Source organism: Fibrobacter sp., from assembly GCF_045131395.1.
Taxonomy (GTDB): Bacteria; Fibrobacterota; Fibrobacteria; order Fibrobacterales; family Fibrobacteraceae; genus Fibrobacter.
Genome location: NZ_JBGUQY010000004.1, coordinates 49,200 through 67,996 on the forward strand (window position 1 = coordinate 49,200; position 18,797 = coordinate 67,996).

Here is an 18,797-nt window from a genome sequence, read left to right on the forward strand (position 1 = left end):
ATCAAGGTTCCTCCGAGGTGATGACGCGGAACGGGATTTTTTCTTCTTTTTGCAAAAGGTTCGAAAGAACTTCTTTTACCTTTATTCCCAGCTGGGGATCTTCCCACTCTGGGGCAATGTCGTTCAAGGGCACCAGCACAAACTGGCGGTTCACAATCTGGGGGTGCGGAAGGTTGGGCCTACCCTGGTGAACTTCTTTTCCAAAATACAACAGGTCTAAATCGATTTCGCGGGAATTCCAATGACCGCGGGGCTTGCGACCCAGCACGAATTCGGCGCCCTTCAAGTAATGCAGCAGGCGCGTCGATGTTCCCGAATACCAAAAACTCACGACTTGATTGAAATAGGGACCCTGGCCCGCCGGTCCTACCGGTGGAGTTTCGTATATGGGACTTTCTAGCCACCCGCCCGACGAAATTTTGCGGAGCATTTCACGACCTTCGTTCAAGTGTTTTGAACGGTCGGGGAGGTTTGAGCCCAAGGCAACAAAAACTCTTTCTAAAGAATCCACGAAATAAATATAGATATTCAAAATGTCATTTTTACGGCAAAAAAGCAAACCTAACCGCCACAGGCGGATTTTAATGGTCATCCATCACACTCAAAAAAATTTTTCCGAAAAAAGGGCGTTTTTCCGTGACAAAAACATTTTTTTTAGTTATTTTATCGGAGCCCGTGATATTTTTTCGGTCATATTTAGAGACCTGGGCATATTCATCTACATTAACTTTATCAACATAAAATCATTTTCATTTATTTATTCAATAGGACACCATCGTGGCTCCAACTAAAAAGAATTCTAAGAACGCCTATTTGGCAGATCAAGAACCTACTGGCGCAGAAATTCCCCCTGAATTGAACGTTGACTTTTCGAACTCCGAAGAAAAAGAATCTTCTCCTAAGCGCCGCGGAAGGCCTAAAAGAACTAAAGAAGAATCTGCCGAAGCCAAGGCAGAAGAAAAGGCCGAAAAACAACCTGTTGAAAAAGAAAAAGTTGTAGAACAAAAAAACGAAACGGCTAAAGAAGAAAAATCTTTTGCTAAAGCCCCCACTGCCGAGGCTCCCGCTACAGAAGCACCTGTTGCAGAAGCACCTGTTGCAGAAGCACCTGTTGCAAAAATTCCTGCCGCTGAAAAACCTGTACAGAATGTAGAAGCCGCCCCTGCCGAAAAACCTGCAGAACAAGGCGAGCAGCAAGGCGCAAACCAGAACGCCAACCAGGGCGAACAGGGCGCCAATCAGAACGACAACAACGGCCAGCAACAGAACCAGCAGAACCGCCGTTTCGACAAGTTCAACAAGAACAACCGTCGTTTTGACAAGAACAACAACAATAACCGCCAGAATCAGAGATTCCAGCCCGAAGAAGAAGACACGACTCCGCTGCCGGAACCGGATTCCGAAGCCTGGAACAAGGCCCGCGAATGCTGGAGCAAGTATCGCAAGATGACCATGAGCGACTTGCAGGAACTGGCTTCGCAAAAAGAAAATCTCGACTTCAGGCGTTACCGCAAGCAGTCCCTCGGTCTTCTCTTGCAAAGCCTGGAAAACGAAAACAACATCGTTTACGCCGAAGGCCTCCTGGAAGTCACACCCCAGGGCCACGGATTCCTGCGCAATACCGAATTCAACTACCAGCAGGGACCGGACGACGTTTACGTCAGCCAGAATTTAATCCGCAAGTTGGGCCTTAAGGTCGGCGATACCGTTGCAGGCATTGCACGTCCGCCCCGCGACCAAAACGACAAGTACTACGCCCTGCGTCGCGTAGACAAGGTCAACTTCGAAGATCCCGAAAAGATCAAGCGCCGCGTGGCATTCGAATACCTGACCCCGATCCACCCCAACGAAAAGATTCAGCTGGAATGGGATTCCGAAGAATTAAGCACCCGCGTCATGGACTTGTTCTCCCCCATCGGTAAGGGCCAGCGCAGCATCATCCTCGCTCCCCCGCGTACCGGTAAGACGATTCTCTTGCAGAACATGACTCGCGCTATCGCCAAGAACCACCCCGAAATCATCATCATGGTGCTTCTGATTGACGAACGTCCTGAAGAAGTGACGGAAATGCGCGAAATCATCGGCAAACTGGTAGAAGCAAACCCGAACCTGCGCGCCGAAGTGGTGGCCTCCACCTTCGACGAACCGCCTGACCATCACGCCCGCGTGGCCACCATGGTACTCGAAAAGGCTAAGCGTCTCGTGGAACAGCAGAAGGATGTGGTAGTCTTGCTCGACTCCATTACCCGTTTCGCCCGCGCCAACAACGTGGTGATTCCGCACTCCGGTAAGATTCTTTCGGGCGGTGTGGACGCCAACGCCATGCAGTTCCCGAAAAAATTCTTCGGCGCCGCCCGTAAGATTGCAGACAAGCTGGGCGATTTCCAGAAGGATTCCAACGGCCAGGTTGTCCAGACCATTACAGGCGAGCCGGTCCGCGAAATCCTCCAGAAGAACGGCTCCCTCACTATTATCGGTACCGCCCTGATTGAAACGGGCAGCCGCATGGACGAAGTGATCTTCGAAGAATTCAAGGGTACGGGTAACATGGAACTGGTGCTTGACCGCCGCTTGGCCGAAAAGCGCACCTGGCCCGCTATCGATATCTTCAAGTCGGGCACCCGTAAAGAAGACCGCCTTCTCAGCCTTTACGAACAGGATATCATCTGGAAATTCCGTCAGGGAGCCCAGAACGATACCGAAAACGGCATTATGGACAAGCTCATTAAGCTCATGAAGCAAAACAAGACCAATGCCGAATTACTAGAATTTATGAAAAAAGCAAAGGACAGCCTTCGCTAAACAAAAGGATATTCTATGTCAGAAAAAATCTTTTTCGCAGGTACCGGAAACATGGGTGGAGCAATCCTCCGCGGTCTTTTGAACGCCGGTACGGATGCCTCCAGCATTTTCTTCTTTGACCCCTCCGACAAGGCCGCTGCAGAAGTTTCTGCTCTCGGCTGCGTTCGCGTGGCAAGCTTTGCCGAAGGCCTCGCCAAGGCAGATGTCACCTTCCTTTGCGTAAAGCCGCAGATTTTCAAGCTGGTTGCCGCCGAATGGAAGGCTGCCGCCACCGCCGAAAAGGCTACCAAGACTTTCGTGAGCATCATGGCTGGCGTTACCCGCAAGGCCCTCATTGAAGTTCTCGGCGAAAAGAACCAGATTCTCCGCGTCATGCCGAACTTGCCGCTTACCGTTGGCAAGGGTTCCGTTGGTCTCGCCACTGACGGCGTCACCGAAGAAACGCTCGCTATTGCCGAAAAGATCTTTGGCAACATCGGCGTGACCTGCCGCGTGGCAGAATCCCTGATGGATGCAGTGACCGGTCTTTCGGGCAGCGCACCCGCCTACGTTTTTGAATTCATCGAAGGCCTTACCCGCGGCGGCGTGAAGGCTGGCCTCACCCGCGATGTGGCCCTCAAGCTTGCCCTTGGCACCATCGAAGGCAGCGTGGAACTGGTGAAGCAGTCCGGCAAGAGTCCCAGCGACCTCTGCGCCATGGTTTGCTCTCCTGCAGGCACCACCATCGCAGGCATCAACGCCCTTGAAGAAGGCGCCTTCCGCAGCACGCTCATCAAGGCTGTGGTTGCAGGCACCGACCGCAGCAAGGAACTGGGAAAGTAAGCCCCTAAATGGCAACCATTAATCTATTCGCGAAAGAAAATGCAACGTCCTCGTTTATACAGGACGTTCTTTCGTCGGTAGATTATGCGGTAGACCTTTTCCGGGACATTCCCGCCGCAGATTCCATTCCCCAGGCCACCCTGATTATCTGGGACCTGGATTCTTTTTCGGCCCACAACCTGAAAATGCTCAAGGCGCTCCGCGAAAAATCCCCGGACACCTTGATTCTTGTTTATGCCGAAGCCCCCGAGCGGTTCAGCGATATTTCTAACAAGCTTTACGACAGCATTCTTTCGGTGGAATCCCTAAAGCTCCACCTGATGTCGCAAATCGCAAAGCTCAAGGATATCCACACCGCCCGTCAAATCTTCAGGGAACGCATGAGCCACCTGGTGGGTAAAAGCCAGGCCATGGAACAGCTCCGCAAGACCGTGGAAAGGGCCATTGTGCATACAGGCCCCGTGCTCATTCAAGGCGAAACCGGCGTCGGTAAGGAACTCATCGCCCGCGCCGTGGGCTGCATGTACGAAAAGTTCATTACCGTCAACTGCAGCGCCATTCCCGACAACTTGTTCGAAAGTGAACTTTTCGGACACACCCGTGGAGCCTTCACGGGTGCTCAAAACGAACGTATCGGTCTTTTTGAGGCAGCCGACGGCGGAGCCATCTTCCTGGACGAAATCGGCGATATGCCGCTGCACGCCCAAGTCAAGCTCTTGCGCGTCTTGCAGAACAAGGAAATCCGCCCGCTCGGTTCCAACAAGACCAAGCACGTGGACGTCCGCATCATTGCGGCCACCAACAGGGACCTGCAACAGGAAATTGCCGAAAAGCGTTTCCGCGAAGATCTCTATTACCGCCTGAACGTGATTCCCATGCAGCTTTCGCCTCTCCGCGAGCGCAAAGAAGATATCGAAGACCTGGCGAACTACTTTATACACACCTATCAGGGAACCGGCGAGCACTACACGCTCTCCGGCGCAGCCTTACGCAAGTTGCAGGAATACGACTGGCCGGGCAACATCCGCGAACTGGAAAACGTTATCCAGCGAGCCCTCTGCTTTACCAGCGCAGGCATCTTGCAACCCGAAGACCTTCACATCGATACCAAGGTCGTCCAGAACCATTCCGAACCAGTCAGCGAAAGCAACGAGACCGTTTCGGATTACGAAAAGTTCCGTCAAATGCAGCTTGCCCAGGAACGGGATTTCTTGATTGCAAAAATCCGGGAATGCAACGGTTCTGTCCGCGAAGCAGCCCAAAAGCTGGGACTGTTCCGCACCGCCCTCTACAACCGCCTAAGCCATTTAGGCGTGAATGTCAAAGAAATCTAAATCACTCCTCAGTCCACTTCAGCAGACCTTCGGCTCGCGCGTCTTCTGATTTTGCAACGCGCACTTGCCGGTCGACAATTACCGCAATACGGTCGCAATACTTTTCGGCATATTCCACAGAATGGGTCGAAACCAGGATTCCCATGTTACGCTCTTTCGCCAGCTTTTGCAACAACGCAAAGAGCTTTCGGCTTCGGGGAATATCCAAGAAGGCATTGGGCTCGTCCAGCAAAAGCACCTTCACCTGCTGGGCCACGGCCTGCGCCAAGTAAACACGGCTCCGTTCGCCGTCACTCAATTCGTTCACCCAGCGGTTCGAGAAACTTTCCAAATCCAATAGGGCGATGGCGTCGTCTACAATCTGTTCGTCTTCCTTGCTACGGCCATCGAACAAGCCCGCGTACGGCGTACGGCCCAAGCTTACAAATTCCCGAACCGTCATGCGGTCACACACCAGCCCACTCATTCGCACCAGAGTTACAAGCTTTGCGCGTTCCCGGGCTGTCCATGTAGCGTTATCAGACCCCCACAAGGAACGGCCACATAGGGCGACATTCCCTGCAACCGGCTGGAGGCGGGCGCAAAGCGTCTTTAAGAAGGTGCTTTTTCCGCAACCGTTTTCACCCAGCAAGGCCACTACTTCGCCAGCCTTCAATTCAAAATTAAAAGGCGCCACAATCCCTGCGGCATTCGCCTTGGCAGCCTGATAACCCAGCACCAGGTTTTCGCATTGAAGAAGATTCGTCATTTACGAATACCTCCACCACGGACAATGACCCAGAGCACCACAGGCACGCCCACCAAGCTAAGCACCGCATTCAGCGGAATCTTGGAAAACTGGCAAGCCGCAAGGCAAAGCACAATTCCGCACAAGGCCGAGGCCGGCATCAGCACGCGATGGTTGCTGGTTTTGAACAACATAAAAGCCAAGTGAGGAACGGCAATTCCCACAAAGGCAACGGGACCGCAGAACGCCGTCGAGGCCGCCGCCAAAAGAGAGGCTCCCAAGAGCACCGTCATACGGCCACGGCGCACATTCACGCCAAGCCCCTTCGCAAAGTCATCGCCCATTCTGGCAGCATTCAGATAACGCACCGAAAGCACCAGCAGGGCCAGTCCCACCAAAACGCTCAGGGCATAAATCCAAATGCAATCGGAGGTCAGGCGGCCAAAGCTTCCCATGCCCCAGGACACGTACACCCGCAAGGATTCCGCATCGCTGCCCACGATTAAAAGGCTTACCAGCGCATCGATAAAGTAGCCCACCAGAAGCCCAACGATCAAGAGTACCGTGGAATTTTCAAAGCGGGCCGCCACCGTCATCACCACAAGGGTCACCGCAATGGCACCCACCGATGCCGCCGACAACACGCCAAAATAACCGAAGCTAAAACCGGCCAGCAGTGAAAGGGCAACCCCAAGACTTGCGCCACTGCTAATGCCTAGTACAAAAGGGCCTGCCAGCGGGTTCCTGAACAGAGTCTGCAACGAAAGCCCCGCCACCGCAAGGGAAATTCCAGAGAGTACCGCCGCCACCAGTCGAGGCACGCGGATATCCCAAAAGATTCGGGATTCCACAGAATTCAAAGAAAGGTCAGACCACGATAGTCCGACCGATCCAGAAAACAATGTCAAATAAGAAAGAACGAAAGCCAGGGCAACCAACAGGGCGAATCCAGCCAGGATTCGATATTCGAAGCGGCGTTCCCCGGCCACGAGAAAACCTTACTTTTTCTTTTTGTTCTTATCCTGCACAGCCTGCTTCAGTTCAGCAGTCTGAGCTGCATCGCGGATATAGATTTCAGGCGGGATATTGTCGAAACCCTGCAAGGCGTTAAGCCAGTTATCGTTCAGGTCGCGGAATTCCAGCTTGTTCAGATTATACTGAAGGGTGTCATTCACGATATCGAGAGTGATGTAGTCCCAACGAACCACCTGACGTTCCTTGAAGACTTCACGGCTAGCAAGAGTTCTTTCGCTGTCGAAACGGTAGCGAGCCTTGAAGGTGTATTCACCAGTCTTCTGGTAGCGGCCCGAGTCGGAGTAAGTGCGAGTAATACCGATCAAGGTATCGTTGGCACCGAAGCGAAGTTCTGCATCGCGGAAGGCATGACCGTGAGCGATGATCGGAGTGCGCCACACGCCCACGACCTGATCCTTCATCTTCTTCTGGAGCACAGTGTCAATTCTCCAGTGGTCGAAGTTGCTCTTGTCGTAGCGAGCACGCTGCACATACTTACCAGTCTGGACCAGCTTACGAACGCTGTCGGCCTGAACCTTGGCAAGGCTGTCCGCATTGCGAGGACCGACCGCCGGTGCCGCATGGTTCATGGAGTCGAGTTTCGCCTGAATCATTTCATCCAGCGTAGCCGTCGCACCACGGGGGGTTGCTACCACCTGAGACTCGACCTTAGCCAAGTTCGCCGGCTGGACCGCTTGAGCCGGTTGTGCCGGTGCGGCCTTAGGAGGCTGGGAAGTAGAAGATTGAACAGTAGCGGCCGTAGCCGAAGGTTGGGCTGCGGGAGCAGCTTTTTGCTGAGCAAAAGCCATTCCAACGAAAGCCAAAGAACACAACGAAATAAGAATATGCTTGTACATGAAATCTCTCATCAAGTTAAATGTAGTTAAAGCGTATGGAAAAGAGTAGTAAAAAGGACAAAAAAAAGGCTATCTTTGGACCATGTTCAGTAAAACTCTCGATTATTCCCAGGTTCCCTCCCCCTGTTTTGTACTTGACGAGGCCAGACTTCGCCATAACATGGAAATTTTGGACGATATCCAGAAGCGCGGGAATGTAAAAATTATTTGCGCATTGAAAGGTTACAGTTTTTGGCGCAGTTTTCCGCTCATCAGGCAGTACCTTGCCGGAGCCACCGCCTCGAGTCTGAACGAAGCCCGCCTTGCCAAGGAAGAAATGGGCAAGGAAGTCCATGTGTTCGCCCCCGTCTACGAAGACGACGAAATTGACCAGATTCTCGCCTGCGCGGGCCACATCACCTTCAACAGCTTTAGCCAGTGGCAGCGTTTCAAAGACAAGACCCTCGCTGCCGGTGTAAGCGCGGGAATCCGCGTCAACCCCCAATTTTCAACGGTCGAGACTGATCTATATAATCCCTGCGGAAAGTTTTCGAGACTGGGCGTCACCGAAGCGGAGTTCAAACCGGAACTCTTGGACGGCATCGAAGGACTCCACTTTCATGCCCTCTGCGAACAGGACGCCGACGCCCTGGAAGGCGTACTGAAGGCTTTCGAACAGCATTTCGGCAAGTACCTGCCCCAAATGAAATGGGTGAATTTCGGCGGCGGACACCACATTACCCGCAAGGATTACCACCGCGAAGAACTGGTTCGCCTCTTGAACGACTTCCACAACCGCTACCCGCACTTGACCGTCATCATGGAACCGGGCGAGGCCGTCGGGTGGCAGACGGGCGAACTGGTGGCCTCCGTCGGAGACATTGTTCACAACGAAATGGACATTGTCATACTGAATGTATCCATCAGTGCACACATGCCGGACTGCCTTGAAATGCCGTACCGCCCCACCGTGACGGGCGCCGGAATGCCCGGCGAAAAGAAGTTTACATACAAATTAACAGGCAATTCCTGCCTGGCCGGCGACCAGTTGGGCGACTTCTCTTTTGACGAGCCCCTCAAGGTGGGCGACAAGATTATCTTTGAAGACATGATCCATTATACAATGGTCAAGACCACATTCTTCAACGGTGTACGTCACCCCAGCATCGGCAAGTTCGACGAACAGGGCAAATTCCATTTGCTCCACAAGTTCACCTACGAGCAGTTCAAGGATAAGCTGTAATGCTTTTCAAGTCGGAAGAAGAAACATATAAGTGGGCTGTTGAATTTGGCCGTAGCCTGAAGCCGGGCGACAAGGTGGCTCTTTATGGCAACCTGGGCGCCGGCAAGACGGTCATTAGCCGCGGAGTCTGCAAAGGTCTCGGTTTCGAAGGTTCCGTCTGCTCCCCCACCTACACCATTCTTCACGAATACCCCAACGACCCGCCCATCTTCCACTTCGACCTTTACCGCCTGGAAGGCGGTGCCGACCTTTACGAAGTGGGCCTCGACCCGGATTACCTCGAACGGGGTATCAGCCTTATCGAATGGCCCGAACGCCTAGAAGACAACGACCCCGGGCTCACGCACAAGATTGAAATAAAAATACTCTCGGAAACCGAGAGAGATATCGAAGTAAGCCGCCTGTAGCCAACATTTTTATCAACAAAAAAAGCCCGCCTGAACGGCGGGTTTTTCATTGCCCCTACAAAGAGGCCTTCAAGTTTATTTCTTCGCAGCGGAATCTGCAGCCGGTTCAGCAACGGCGGCCGTAGCGGCAACCTTGGCGGCCTGGATCTCGGCAATCTTCACGATTTCATCCCATTCGCTCTTGTCGCCGGTATAAAGGAGCATGGCGCCCTTGTATTCCGTCACGATCTTTGCAGCGGCAGCGGTGTCGCCCCTGTCCAAAGCGTCGTTGGCGCTGGCAAGCAAATCCTTCTGGGCATTGCGCAAATCTTCGATCTGGCCCAGGCGATTCTGGCGGAGCACTTCCAGGGTATCGCTCACGAAAGCGAGATCCCAGGTGGCTTCGTAGCAGGTTTCCACTTCGGCAAACTTGGAAGGATCTTCGGTTGCTGCCACATACAGGGCATCGCACTTGGCAAATGTTTCGGCGCAGTTGCGCTTGACGTACTGGTAATACTGATAGCCGCCCACGATCAGGCCGATGATGACCAAGAGGAACACGCCATCTTGCCAGCCCATGATCGGGCCCGACGGGAGTCTCGGCTTGCCGTTTACGGTATCGCCTGCTTCCAGGCGTTCTTCTGCTTCGTCAAAGGGGCTTTTGCCATTCAAAAAGCTAAACATGTTCTACCTTCTTTTTAATACCTATTTTTTGGTGAGGGCCGCAAAGACCCTTGCATATAAATAAATCTGCTTGACCAGGCTCGCAAAACCGTTGGAACGCGTCGGAGAAAGGCCCACGTTAAGGCCAATGTCCTGGAAGAACTTCGGGTCCACGGCGAGAATGTCTGCCGGAGCCATGTCGTTGTAAACCTTCAAAGCCAATGCACCGAGACCACGACTAATGAGGGGGTTCGTGGTACCGCCTTCCACATCCATTTCGAAATGGATCTTTGCACCGTCAAAATTCGGGACCAAGTACATGGTGGAGGCACAACCCTGGATAATGAACTTTTCAGCCTTCAAGGCAGCGTCCATGCCCTTGTGGGCACGGGCCAAATCCAAGAGGAATTTCCACTTGTCGTCGGGGTCGCTAAAGCCCGCAAACTTTTCACGAATCTCGCTTAGGCGTGCATCCATTAATTCGCTCATAAACCTACCGCAAGAAAGAGCGCATCTTCCAGATCAGGGAAGGAGCCGCCCACAAAACATTGAAAAATATTCGGAACAAGGTCTGCTTTTCGCGCGGAAGCTTAGAAAGCCTGTAGGCCGCACTGTCAAACTGCTTGTCACTAATCTTATTGAAGCCCACCTTGGCTCGGGCCACCTGCAAGTGCTTCTTGCCCAAAGCGGCCATCCAGCGGTCCAGCACCTTCGCTTCGATGGCGCTACGATTTTCGCCGGAATCACCCAGCCATTCATAGACCGACTCGGCGACGATTTTACCGCACAAAAGCGATTCCACAATACCCGAACGGCTAATGGGATTCACGCAACTGGCCGCATCGCCCGCCTTGAAGAGGCCGCACTTGGCCATGGGCTTTTGGGACTGACCGCAAGCGATCATGCCGCCATACACGGCCTTGACTGTCGCCTTCGGATAATCGCGGGCGATAAAGTCCAGCAGCTTTTTACGCAAGGGAACCTTGTGGTCCACGTCTTTACCCAGCACGAAACCGATGTTCACTTCCTTGCCATCGCGAGGGAAGATCCAGCCGTAGCCCGATTCGAACTCGGAACCGAAGAACAGCTCAATGTGCTCCTTGCTATGTTCAATACCGTCGGCCACCGCAAAGATGGCAGGTTCCAAGTCCGTATCGCCCGATTCAATGCCTTCAAGGCATTCGATTCCGCGAGTCAGCTTGCAACTCGGTCCCGAGGCATCCACAACGGCCCCGGCAAACAAGGTTTCGACTTCGCCGCCCACCGACACAGAAACATTCCAGCCTTCGCCGGTCTTTTCGAGTTTCTTGATAACCGCGTCATAGCGGCATTCCACACCGGCAGCCACACAGCCATCCGAAAGGGTATGGTGGAAACGGGCGCGATCCAGAACAAGACCGCAGTCCTTGCTATAGAATTCCGCACGGTAACGCTTGGGCGAGGTAAAATAGATTCCCGAAAGAGTGCCACGCACAAAGGAATCATCCACCGGCCACAGCGAATTCAGGCGGTCCCTAGACACCGCTTCGGCACAAAAAATAGGTTCCTTCCAAGGTTCCTTTTTGTCCAAAAGCAAAACCCGTCTAGTACCGGAGGTCAAGCGGCCAAGGGTACAGGCAGCCATGAGACCGGCAGGACCGGCCCCGCAAACCACCACATCGTACCGATTTGAGGTAAAATTTGCCATTTCGGGGAACAAATTAGCATTTATTTATGAAGTTTTTTTCTTTTTTATTGTTAATTGGCAATTTTTTTAGTTATTTTAGAGCTATCCGTTATTTGGTTTATCCTTAAAAGGGAATTTATATGAATATGAAGAGTGTATCCAAGTTCGGCCTGTGCCTTGTGAGCGCACTTGCTCTCAATGTTTTTGCCCAAGACAACTGGGCAGGCAAGGACCTGAACGTTTCTTTCAGTAACAAGCGTATCGACGGCTTCAACTTCAAAAATGCGAAGGCTGTCGCACACACGACCGACTTCCGCCGTGCCACCGGTGAAGGTCCGAACTTCCAGGGCGCCAAGCTCAACGAAGTGTCTTTCCAGAACGCTGTGATTAGCGGCGCAAACTTCGAAGACGCAGACCTTACCAAGGCAACCATTAGCGGTGCCGACATCCGTAACTCTTCTTTCGAAGGCGCAAACTTTGAAGAGGCCAACCTCTACCGTGCCACTCTTCTGGACAGCAAGTTCCCGAAGACCAACATGAAGAACGCCCGCCTCGACGCCATGAAGGTGTCCGACAACGCTGACTTCAGCAAGTCCGACCTCACCCAGGCGTCCGTCATGGATGTGGACCTTACTGCAGCCGACTTCAGCAAGGCAAACCTCACCCGCGCCAACTTCTCCCGCTCCCTGATGGCTAACAGCGACCTCCGCAAGGCCACCATCGTGAAGACCGACTTTACCGCCTGTAACCTGATCGCCGCCAACTTCAAGGGCGTCGAACTCGTTGACGTGAACTTCGCCAAGGCTGGTCTTTCCCAGGCTAACTTCAGCGGCGTTGAATTCAAGAACGTGAACCTGCAGGAAGCAGACCTTTCTCTGACGACCTTCAACGACGTCGACCTTTCCAAGACTCAGCTCCAGAAGGCCAAGTTCGCCCAGTCCACCGTGAAGAACATGAACTTCGACGGCCAGGACCTGACCGGCGTTATCTTCGACAAGGGCTCCGTCGCAAAGAACTCCTTCCAGAAGACCAAGCTTTCCAAGGCATCCTTCTACGATACCGAAGTGAGCAAGAACTCCTTCCAGAACGCAGAACTCCTGAAGGCCGTGTTCGACGGTGCCTATGTTCGTAAGGACATCTTCGACAAGGCTGACCTCACCAAGGCCAACTTCGCCAACTCCACCATCGAACGTACCGACTTCATTCTCGCCCAGCTCAACGGTGTAAGCTTCGCCGGTGCCAAGCTCGTCAAGGTGAACTTCACCAACGCCAACATGCAGGGCATCAAGATCGACGCCGACACCAAGATGGAAGACGTGGACTTCTCCGGTGCTAACCTCGAAGGCGCCAAGATCGAAAAGTTCACCGCCAAGAAGGTGATCTACGATAACAAGACCCAGTTCCCGTCCGGCTTCGACCCGCGTCAGTACGGCTTCACCAAGCGTGGTGAAAAGGCCGCCGACATCAAGGTTGATAGCGGTTCTTCTCCCAAGAAGAAGAAAAGAAAGAAAGCCGCTGACGACGAAGAGTAGTTTCGAACCTTAACGGATTTAAAAAGCCTCGGTGAAAACCGAGGCTTTTGTTTTACTTCTTCTGCATCAGCCAGTTCACGGCGGCGGAGAGGGTGTTGACCTGCACGATCTTCATGCCGGAGGTATTTTCGGGCAGGCGGCCACCGGCCGGAACCACCGCTTCGGTAATGCCCAGGCGGCGGGCTTCCTTGAGCCGTGTTTCCAACAGGCTCACGGAGCGGACCTCGCCAGACAGTCCCAGTTCACCGATGGCGATGGACTGGCGGCCCAGCGGGATGCCCAGATGGTTGCTGGCGATGGCAAGAGCCAGGGCGAGGTCCGACGAAGTGTCGGAGACCTTCAGCCCGCCGGCAATCGAGACGAACACGTCCGAAGCTCCCACCACTACCCCGCCGAACTTTTCAAGGAGGGCAAGGATGATCGTCAGCCGCTTGGAATCGATTCCGGCAGCCACACGCTGGGGAACGGCAAAGGTCGTCGAACTCACCAACGCCTGAGTTTCAAAAAGCATGGCACGTGAGCCTTCCAGCGTACAGCAGACCACGCTCCCGGGCGTCGGCGGAACATTCTCTTGCAAGAACACCCGACTGGGATTTTCCACCGGAGAAAGGCCGTGCCCCGTCATCTCGAATACGCCGATTTCGTCGGTAGCGCCAAAGCGGTTCTTGATGGTACGGAGGATGCGATACTGGTGATTGCGGTCGCCCTCGAAGTAGACCACCGTATCGACCATGTGTTCCAAAATGCGGGGGCCCGCAATCTGGCCGTCCTTGGTTACGTGCCCAATGAGAATGGTAATGCAGCCCGTGTTCTTGGCAAAGACCATCAGGTCCAGCGTACATTCGCGAAGCTGGGTAGCGCAGCCCGGAGTGCCCGACAAGTCGCTCTTGTAGACCGTCTGGATGGAGTCAATTACCAGCACCTGGGGCTTGATATCCTGGGCTTGCTGCAAGATTTTTTCGAGGCTGGTTTCGCAAAGCAGAAGCATGTCGGAGCCAGCCACATTCAGGCGTTCGCTACGGAGCTTGACCTGCACCGCACTCTCTTCGCCGCTTACATAAAGCGTCTTGACGCCGGCGGCTGTCATGGTGGCGAGGGTCGAGAGCACCAGCGTGGACTTGCCGATTCCCGGATCGCCACCAATGAGCACCAGGGAACCTGGTGCAAGCCCGCCCCCCAGCACACGGTCAAATTCAGCATTGGCGGAGCTCAGCCGCCGCGTATCTTCGGTAGCCACCTCCTTGAGCGGCACCACCTTATGCACCGGCCCGCCCAAGCCGCGAGAGGCACGACCGCCCTCGAGAATGTTTTCCACCACATGTTCCTTGAGGCTGCTCCAGGCACCACAGAAGGGGCACTTGCCCGCCCACTTAGGCGTCGTGTTACCGCATTCGGTACAAAGGAACTCAATTTCTTTTTTCGCTTTAGATTTATTTAGTGCCACCATGTGCACTAATATAACAAAATGCGCCTGACACAAAATGTCAAGCGCAAGCAAATGCTCAAAAAGGCACCAATTTTAGAAATTCATCAAAAGGTCTAATGCAGCACCTATAGCGAGAGGACTGTCATCTATGTTAACCCATCTACCAATTCCAGCACTAGCGTCGATGGAAAAGGTCTCGTTAAAGTCGTATTTCACACCGATATTCGAGGCTATATATATTACGAAACAACCAACAAAAAAAAGAGAATTTTTTTTAGAATTTCGTTAAAGGAAAGTCAAACTGGATAGAACGCGGGGTCGCAAACTTTTCGAAGGCGATTTCGTAGCAGAAATTCTTTTCGTCTACAGCCTTCACGGTTCCCATGCCAAAGATTTTATGCATAACGCGGTCGCCCACGGCAAACTCGGCTGAAGGCGCTTTCTTTACGAGCCCAAGGCTTTCATCGCTCAAAAAATCTCGGTCGCGATCAATGTTTGCAATGTAGGCTTTCGCCGCCTCAAGAAAATCTTCTGAAATGCCGCGGGCTACATCTAGCCCACCCATGTCCATTTCTAGCAAGAATCGGGAGGGGTAGCGGGATCCGCTTTCGCCCGCCACGCCGTCTTCGGCATCGCTTAAGCAAAGTACGTTTTCGGCGCGGGTAAAGGCCACATAGGCCAGGCGGCGTTCTTCTTCCAGCTGAATCTTGTTCTGCACGCGCTTGACTGGGAAAAAGCCTTCGTTCAAGCCGCACACGAATACGTAGGGGAACTCCAAACCCTTCGCATTGTGAATCGTCATGAGTTGCACGCGATCTTTTTCTTCGGTGTCTTCGTCGGTGTTGGTGAACAGCACGATGTTCTGCAAGTATTCATCTAGCGAGGCATCTTCTTCGTAGTAATTCTCGAATTCCAGAATACCTTGCTTCAGTTCCGCCAGATTGTCCAGGCGGTCTTCGTCACCGTCCAAGCGCAGCATTTCTTCGTACTTGGTTTCGCGCAGGATTTTTGCGAGGACTTCGGAGACACTCATATCCTTGTAGCGGGAACGGTACTTTTCAATCAGCTTCACGTATTCCACCACATTGCTGCGGGCCAAGAACCCCATGCAGTCAAAATCAATTTTCTGATTTTCGTTTCCAACAGAAGAAAGCTCCGCCTGCGACGAAACATCGGCGGCCACATTATTCAAAAGGCCTGCCTCCGAAACGATTTCAAGCAGAGCCTCGTAAAGGCCGACCCCTCGTGCATCGGCAAAGGCCTGCAATGTCGCAATCTTGCGGGGACCAAACTGGCGCTTGGGCGTGTTCACCGTACGCATAAACGATAAATCGTCGGCGTACACCAGCATTCGCAAGTAGCAAATGACATCCTTGATTTCTTTGCGCTGGTAAAAGCCTACCCCGCTGTAAACCTTATAAGGAATGCTTTCGGCCATCAAGGCTTCTTCTACGGAACGGGACTGGGAATGCATGCGGTAAAGCACCGCGATATCCTTGTAATGCACTCCCGTGTTCTGCACCGCATTCTGAATTTGTTCCACGATCCAGCGGGCTTCTTCGCGGGTGTTCTTGGCGTGATAAAAGACAGGCGTCTTGCCGCCGGCACGCTTTGGCCTCAAGACTTTTTCGATTCGGAACTTGTTGTTCTTGATAACGGCATCCGGCACTTTCAAGATGCTTGGAGTCGAACGGTAATTGTTCTGCAGCAGAATCGTCTTGGTGTTTTCGTGAGTCTTGTCGAATTCCAAGATGCGATTGACATCGGCGCCGCGCCAACCGTAAATGGTCTGGTCCGGGTCGCCCACCACGAAAAGATTCTTGTGGTAGCTGGCAAGCAAATCCGCCAGCTGGTATTGCTGTCCGTCGATGTCCTGATATTCATCTACCATGATGTACATCATGCGTTTGCGCCACTTGTCGAGCTGTTCCGGGAAGTTTTTGAGAATGTACAGCGTCGAAAGAATCAGGTCGTCAAAGTCTAGCGCGTAATTCTTTTTCTGCTCGTAGAGGTAGCGGTAATAAACTCGCATCCACTTGTCATCAGCCGCTTCCGAAAGCGCAAGCAAATGTTCCTTGGCTGTTATGCCTTCCGAAGGCAGTTCCGCGAAAAGCGAAACGTAATTGATGTCGGCCGCCTTACGGCCCCCGATATAGTCTATAACGCTGCTGATTTTCAAATCTTTTAGCGAATAGCCTAAATCCGCATAAGCCTTGTGCAAAAGGGATTTCTGGTCGTCCTCATCCAGGATCATGAATTCTTTCGGGTAATTCAGCACATGGATTTCTTCGCGCAGGAACCGCACGCAAAAGCCGTGAAAGGTGGAAATGTAACCGCTGTCGTCGCCGCCCAACACCGTGCGAATACGCTTCTTCATTTCGTTAGCGGCCTTGTTGGTGAACGTGACGCAAAGGATGTTCGACGGCGAAATGCCCATCTCTTTCACCAGATACAGGTAACGTTGCGTCAGAGTCTTAGTCTTGCCGGAACCCGCGCCCGCCACCACGCGCACATAACCCTCGGTGGTTTCCACCGCTTGCCTTTGCTCCAAATCCATGTTTTCTAGGGCCATGTGCACCTCACAAACTTTAAAAAGTAGTGAACATTTGTTTTACTGCACAAAAATATAGTAAACCTAGGGGCTCTGTCAGGCTAATTCGTACTTTTTTACATAAACTGCCAAAACGCTGCGAAAATGACCGTTTGGCTCTGTTAGGCCAGTCCGTATAGCTGCGAACATGCTGCGGACCGCCGAACGACCTTTTCAGCGTAAAAACATCGGTCATGCAGCCGAAAAACAGTTTTGGAAGGGCTTACGAAATCGGGAAAGTTTGCTAGCCGAGGGTTGGCGTACGGATTGGCCTAGCAGAGCCTTGTACATATGATTTCCCAAGTCAACACATCTTCGTTTACCGACCATCAATCATCTTCTGTTTCATCAAGAATTGGTGTAATAGAAACCGTTATAACATCTGACAATTATAAAGATAAATACAAAGATGCTTATTCTTTCATGCGTCCAAAAGTATTCAATGACGACCAGAAACTCATTGAATATTTCAAAAACATGCTTATAGCAAAAGGAAAGGAAAACTAAGGTTCCGGTTTTTTTGCCAACAGCCGAGCCAATTCGAAGTTCCAATCTCTGATTGAACTTATTGCCTGACTTGGAATTGATACGAAAACTCTGAGAAGTTTTTTCCCATTTTTGCGGTGCGTGAAGCCATCAAGGCATTCCCCGGCTTTGCGGACCCCGCCAAGATGGAGAAGGTGGATTGCTCGACGGCAAAGTACGGCGACGTGGAATGCTTTGAATCCATTGTCAAGTAGACTGGGCCCTTACAATTAAAGGGCCCCTTACTTGATTTAGCGATTAGTAGTAATTTAAAGCGATGCAACGGAGTGTTTTATACTTTTTTTTGTTGACGTCCGTATAGTATTCGTAATTCAGGTCACGATTGCTTACTTCGACATACCACCAATAATAGCTGTTGTGAGATTCTAGCCATAAATAGGTTCCACCACAAGTTGCAGTCCACTGTGATGTCGATAAGCCCCAATCTCGGCGGAATTCTTCCACTTGAGCGTCGGTAAGATACGTCATGTCACATGTTTCCACCAATGAAAAACCGTACGGGTTGGTGAGATTTTCAGAATGATTCCAACCATCATTGGCTGTTTTTAGAACATTTAATGTAGTATCGCCGGTGAACTGGACTAATTCGGTAAAGTCATCTCTTGTCGGGTTTGTCCAACCGGCTGGGCAATTATAGCTGGCTTGATAATAGTAGCCTTTCTTGGTAGAATCGGAATCGTAGGAATTGGCCCCTGTTAAGGAGTCGTTGCCCATCGTGTAGGCCAGGTTTTGTGCCATCCACAGTTGGTCCCCGATATAGACAGTCTTGTAGACCTTGTTATCGCGGGTGTCCAGGTATTCGCCGTAAGTGACATTTGGATTTAAATATTCTGTGGTGACGCAGTTATAAATGTTGCAGTCGTAGGTTCCGGCAGGTGCGTATCCGACGGGGTACAGTTCGCCGTTGATATTTACATGTCTTTTCCAGGTCCATTTAATGAGAGTGTCTGCCTTGTAGGATAAGCAGACTCTCCATGTAGAATCTTCTTCGATGTAGGCTCTTTCGTTTTCTAGTTCCTGGGTACAGTCTTCTAGGCTATCGATGGCTGCCACGCGGTGATCGACAGATGTTCCCCCAGGGCCGGAAAGCGATGAATCGTCGCCACAGGCAGAAAGGCTGAACGAAAGAACCGCTAAAAGAGTTAGCATGCTGAAGCTGAATTTGTAGAACAAGGTAGTCTCCTCAAAAAAAAGATGGGCCAAATATAGT

16 protein-coding genes are annotated in these 18,797 nt (G+C 52.2%); 6 read left to right on the plus strand and 10 right to left on the minus strand.

Features of this window, described 5'->3' with window-relative positions; translation table 11 throughout:
- Nucleotide 1: 1 nt before the first annotated feature.
- On the minus strand, nt 2-511 hold the full coding sequence (gene folK, locus ACJMNB_RS02565) for a 2-amino-4-hydroxy-6-hydroxymethyldihydropteridine diphosphokinase (protein ID WP_405338683.1): 510 nt from the start codon (nt 509-511) through the stop codon (nt 2-4).
- A gap of 266 nt (nt 512-777) precedes the next feature.
- Here folK and rho point away from each other — a divergent pair, with 266 nt between their 5' ends.
- Genes rho through ACJMNB_RS02580 form a run of 3 tightly spaced genes read left to right on the plus strand, consistent with a single transcriptional unit; the run spans nt 778 to nt 4,958 of the window.
- Nucleotides 778-2,802, plus strand: coding sequence for a transcription termination factor Rho (rho, locus tag ACJMNB_RS02570; protein WP_405338685.1), 2,025 nt, complete (start codon nt 778-780; stop codon nt 2,800-2,802).
- A gap of 15 nt (nt 2,803-2,817) precedes the next feature.
- Nucleotides 2,818-3,624 (plus strand): pyrroline-5-carboxylate reductase, encoded by an 807-nt coding sequence (gene proC, locus ACJMNB_RS02575; RefSeq protein ID WP_405338687.1) that lies wholly within the window; start codon nt 2,818-2,820, stop codon nt 3,622-3,624.
- 8 nt (nt 3,625-3,632) lie between these two features.
- The gene (locus ACJMNB_RS02580) at nt 3,633-4,958 is read left to right on the plus strand and encodes a sigma-54 interaction domain-containing protein (RefSeq protein ID WP_405338689.1); all 1,326 of its coding nucleotides are present in this window, start codon (nt 3,633-3,635) and stop codon (nt 4,956-4,958) included.
- A gap of 1 nt (nt 4,959) precedes the next feature.
- Here ACJMNB_RS02580 and ACJMNB_RS02585 read toward each other — a convergent pair whose 3' ends face one another.
- From ACJMNB_RS02585 to ACJMNB_RS02595, 3 genes are read right to left on the minus strand one after another with little or no spacing between them, the layout of a single operon-like run.
- Nucleotides 4,960-5,706, minus strand: a complete 747-nt coding sequence (locus ACJMNB_RS02585; RefSeq protein WP_405338691.1) for an ABC transporter ATP-binding protein — start codon at nt 5,704-5,706, stop codon at nt 4,960-4,962.
- Nucleotides 5,703-6,674: a FecCD family ABC transporter permease gene (locus ACJMNB_RS02590; protein WP_405338693.1), complete on the minus strand. Its 972-nt coding sequence runs from the start codon at nt 6,672-6,674 to the stop codon at nt 5,703-5,705. The genes ACJMNB_RS02585 and ACJMNB_RS02590 overlap by 4 nt, the downstream gene beginning before the upstream one ends.
- A gap of 9 nt (nt 6,675-6,683) precedes the next feature.
- Nucleotides 6,684-7,568, minus strand: a complete 885-nt coding sequence (locus tag ACJMNB_RS02595; RefSeq protein ID WP_405338695.1) for a hypothetical protein — start codon at nt 7,566-7,568, stop codon at nt 6,684-6,686.
- A gap of 70 nt (nt 7,569-7,638) precedes the next feature.
- Between ACJMNB_RS02595 and nspC the strand changes: the two genes are divergently transcribed.
- Together nspC and tsaE are read left to right on the plus strand one after the other, a co-directional pair.
- The gene (gene nspC / locus ACJMNB_RS02600) at nt 7,639-8,778 is read left to right on the plus strand and encodes a carboxynorspermidine decarboxylase (RefSeq protein ID WP_405338697.1); all 1,140 of its coding nucleotides are present in this window, start codon (nt 7,639-7,641) and stop codon (nt 8,776-8,778) included.
- Nucleotides 8,778-9,185, plus strand: a complete 408-nt coding sequence (tsaE, locus tag ACJMNB_RS02605; protein WP_405338699.1) for a tRNA (adenosine(37)-N6)-threonylcarbamoyltransferase complex ATPase subunit type 1 TsaE — start codon at nt 8,778-8,780, stop codon at nt 9,183-9,185. Before nspC ends, tsaE begins: the two co-directional genes overlap by 1 nt.
- A gap of 75 nt (nt 9,186-9,260) precedes the next feature.
- Here the strand turns inward: tsaE and ACJMNB_RS02610 are convergent, their stop codons facing one another.
- The 3 genes from ACJMNB_RS02610 to ACJMNB_RS02620 are packed head-to-tail and all read right to left on the minus strand — an operon-like array spanning nt 9,261 to nt 11,514.
- Nucleotides 9,261-9,848, minus strand: a complete 588-nt coding sequence (locus ACJMNB_RS02610) for a hypothetical protein (protein ID WP_405338701.1) — start codon at nt 9,846-9,848, stop codon at nt 9,261-9,263.
- Nucleotides 9,849-9,869: 21 nt separating this feature from the next.
- Complete coding sequence (locus tag ACJMNB_RS02615; protein ID WP_405338703.1) at nt 9,870-10,316, minus strand: SufE family protein; 447 nt, start codon at nt 10,314-10,316, stop codon at nt 9,870-9,872.
- Between the two features lie 4 nt (nt 10,317-10,320).
- Nucleotides 10,321-11,514 carry an NAD(P)/FAD-dependent oxidoreductase gene (locus ACJMNB_RS02620; RefSeq protein ID WP_405338705.1) on the minus strand — a complete coding sequence of 398 codons (1,194 nt, stop codon included), beginning with the start codon at nt 11,512-11,514 and terminating at the stop codon, nt 10,321-10,323.
- 119 nt (nt 11,515-11,633) lie between these two features.
- On the opposite strand from ACJMNB_RS02620, the gene ACJMNB_RS02625 reads away from it, so the two are divergent.
- Nucleotides 11,634-13,025: a pentapeptide repeat-containing protein gene (locus ACJMNB_RS02625; RefSeq protein WP_405338707.1), complete on the plus strand. Its 1,392-nt coding sequence runs from the start codon at nt 11,634-11,636 to the stop codon at nt 13,023-13,025.
- 52 nt (nt 13,026-13,077) lie between these two features.
- Here the strand turns inward: ACJMNB_RS02625 and radA are convergent, their stop codons facing one another.
- From radA to ACJMNB_RS02640, 3 genes are all read right to left on the minus strand, one after another.
- Nucleotides 13,078-14,472 (minus strand): DNA repair protein RadA, encoded by a 1,395-nt coding sequence (gene radA, locus ACJMNB_RS02630; RefSeq protein WP_405338709.1) that lies wholly within the window; start codon nt 14,470-14,472, stop codon nt 13,078-13,080.
- A 253-nt stretch (nt 14,473-14,725) separates the two neighbouring features.
- A complete protein-coding gene (locus tag ACJMNB_RS02635) occupies nt 14,726-17,023 on the minus strand; it encodes an ATP-dependent helicase (protein WP_405338711.1) in 2,298 nt (765 codons plus the stop codon).
- Nucleotides 17,024-17,824: 801 nt separating this feature from the next.
- The gene (locus ACJMNB_RS02640) at nt 17,825-18,736 is read right to left on the minus strand and encodes an FISUMP domain-containing protein (protein ID WP_405338713.1); all 912 of its coding nucleotides are present in this window, start codon (nt 18,734-18,736) and stop codon (nt 17,825-17,827) included.
- Nucleotides 18,737-18,797 lie beyond the last annotated feature (61 nt).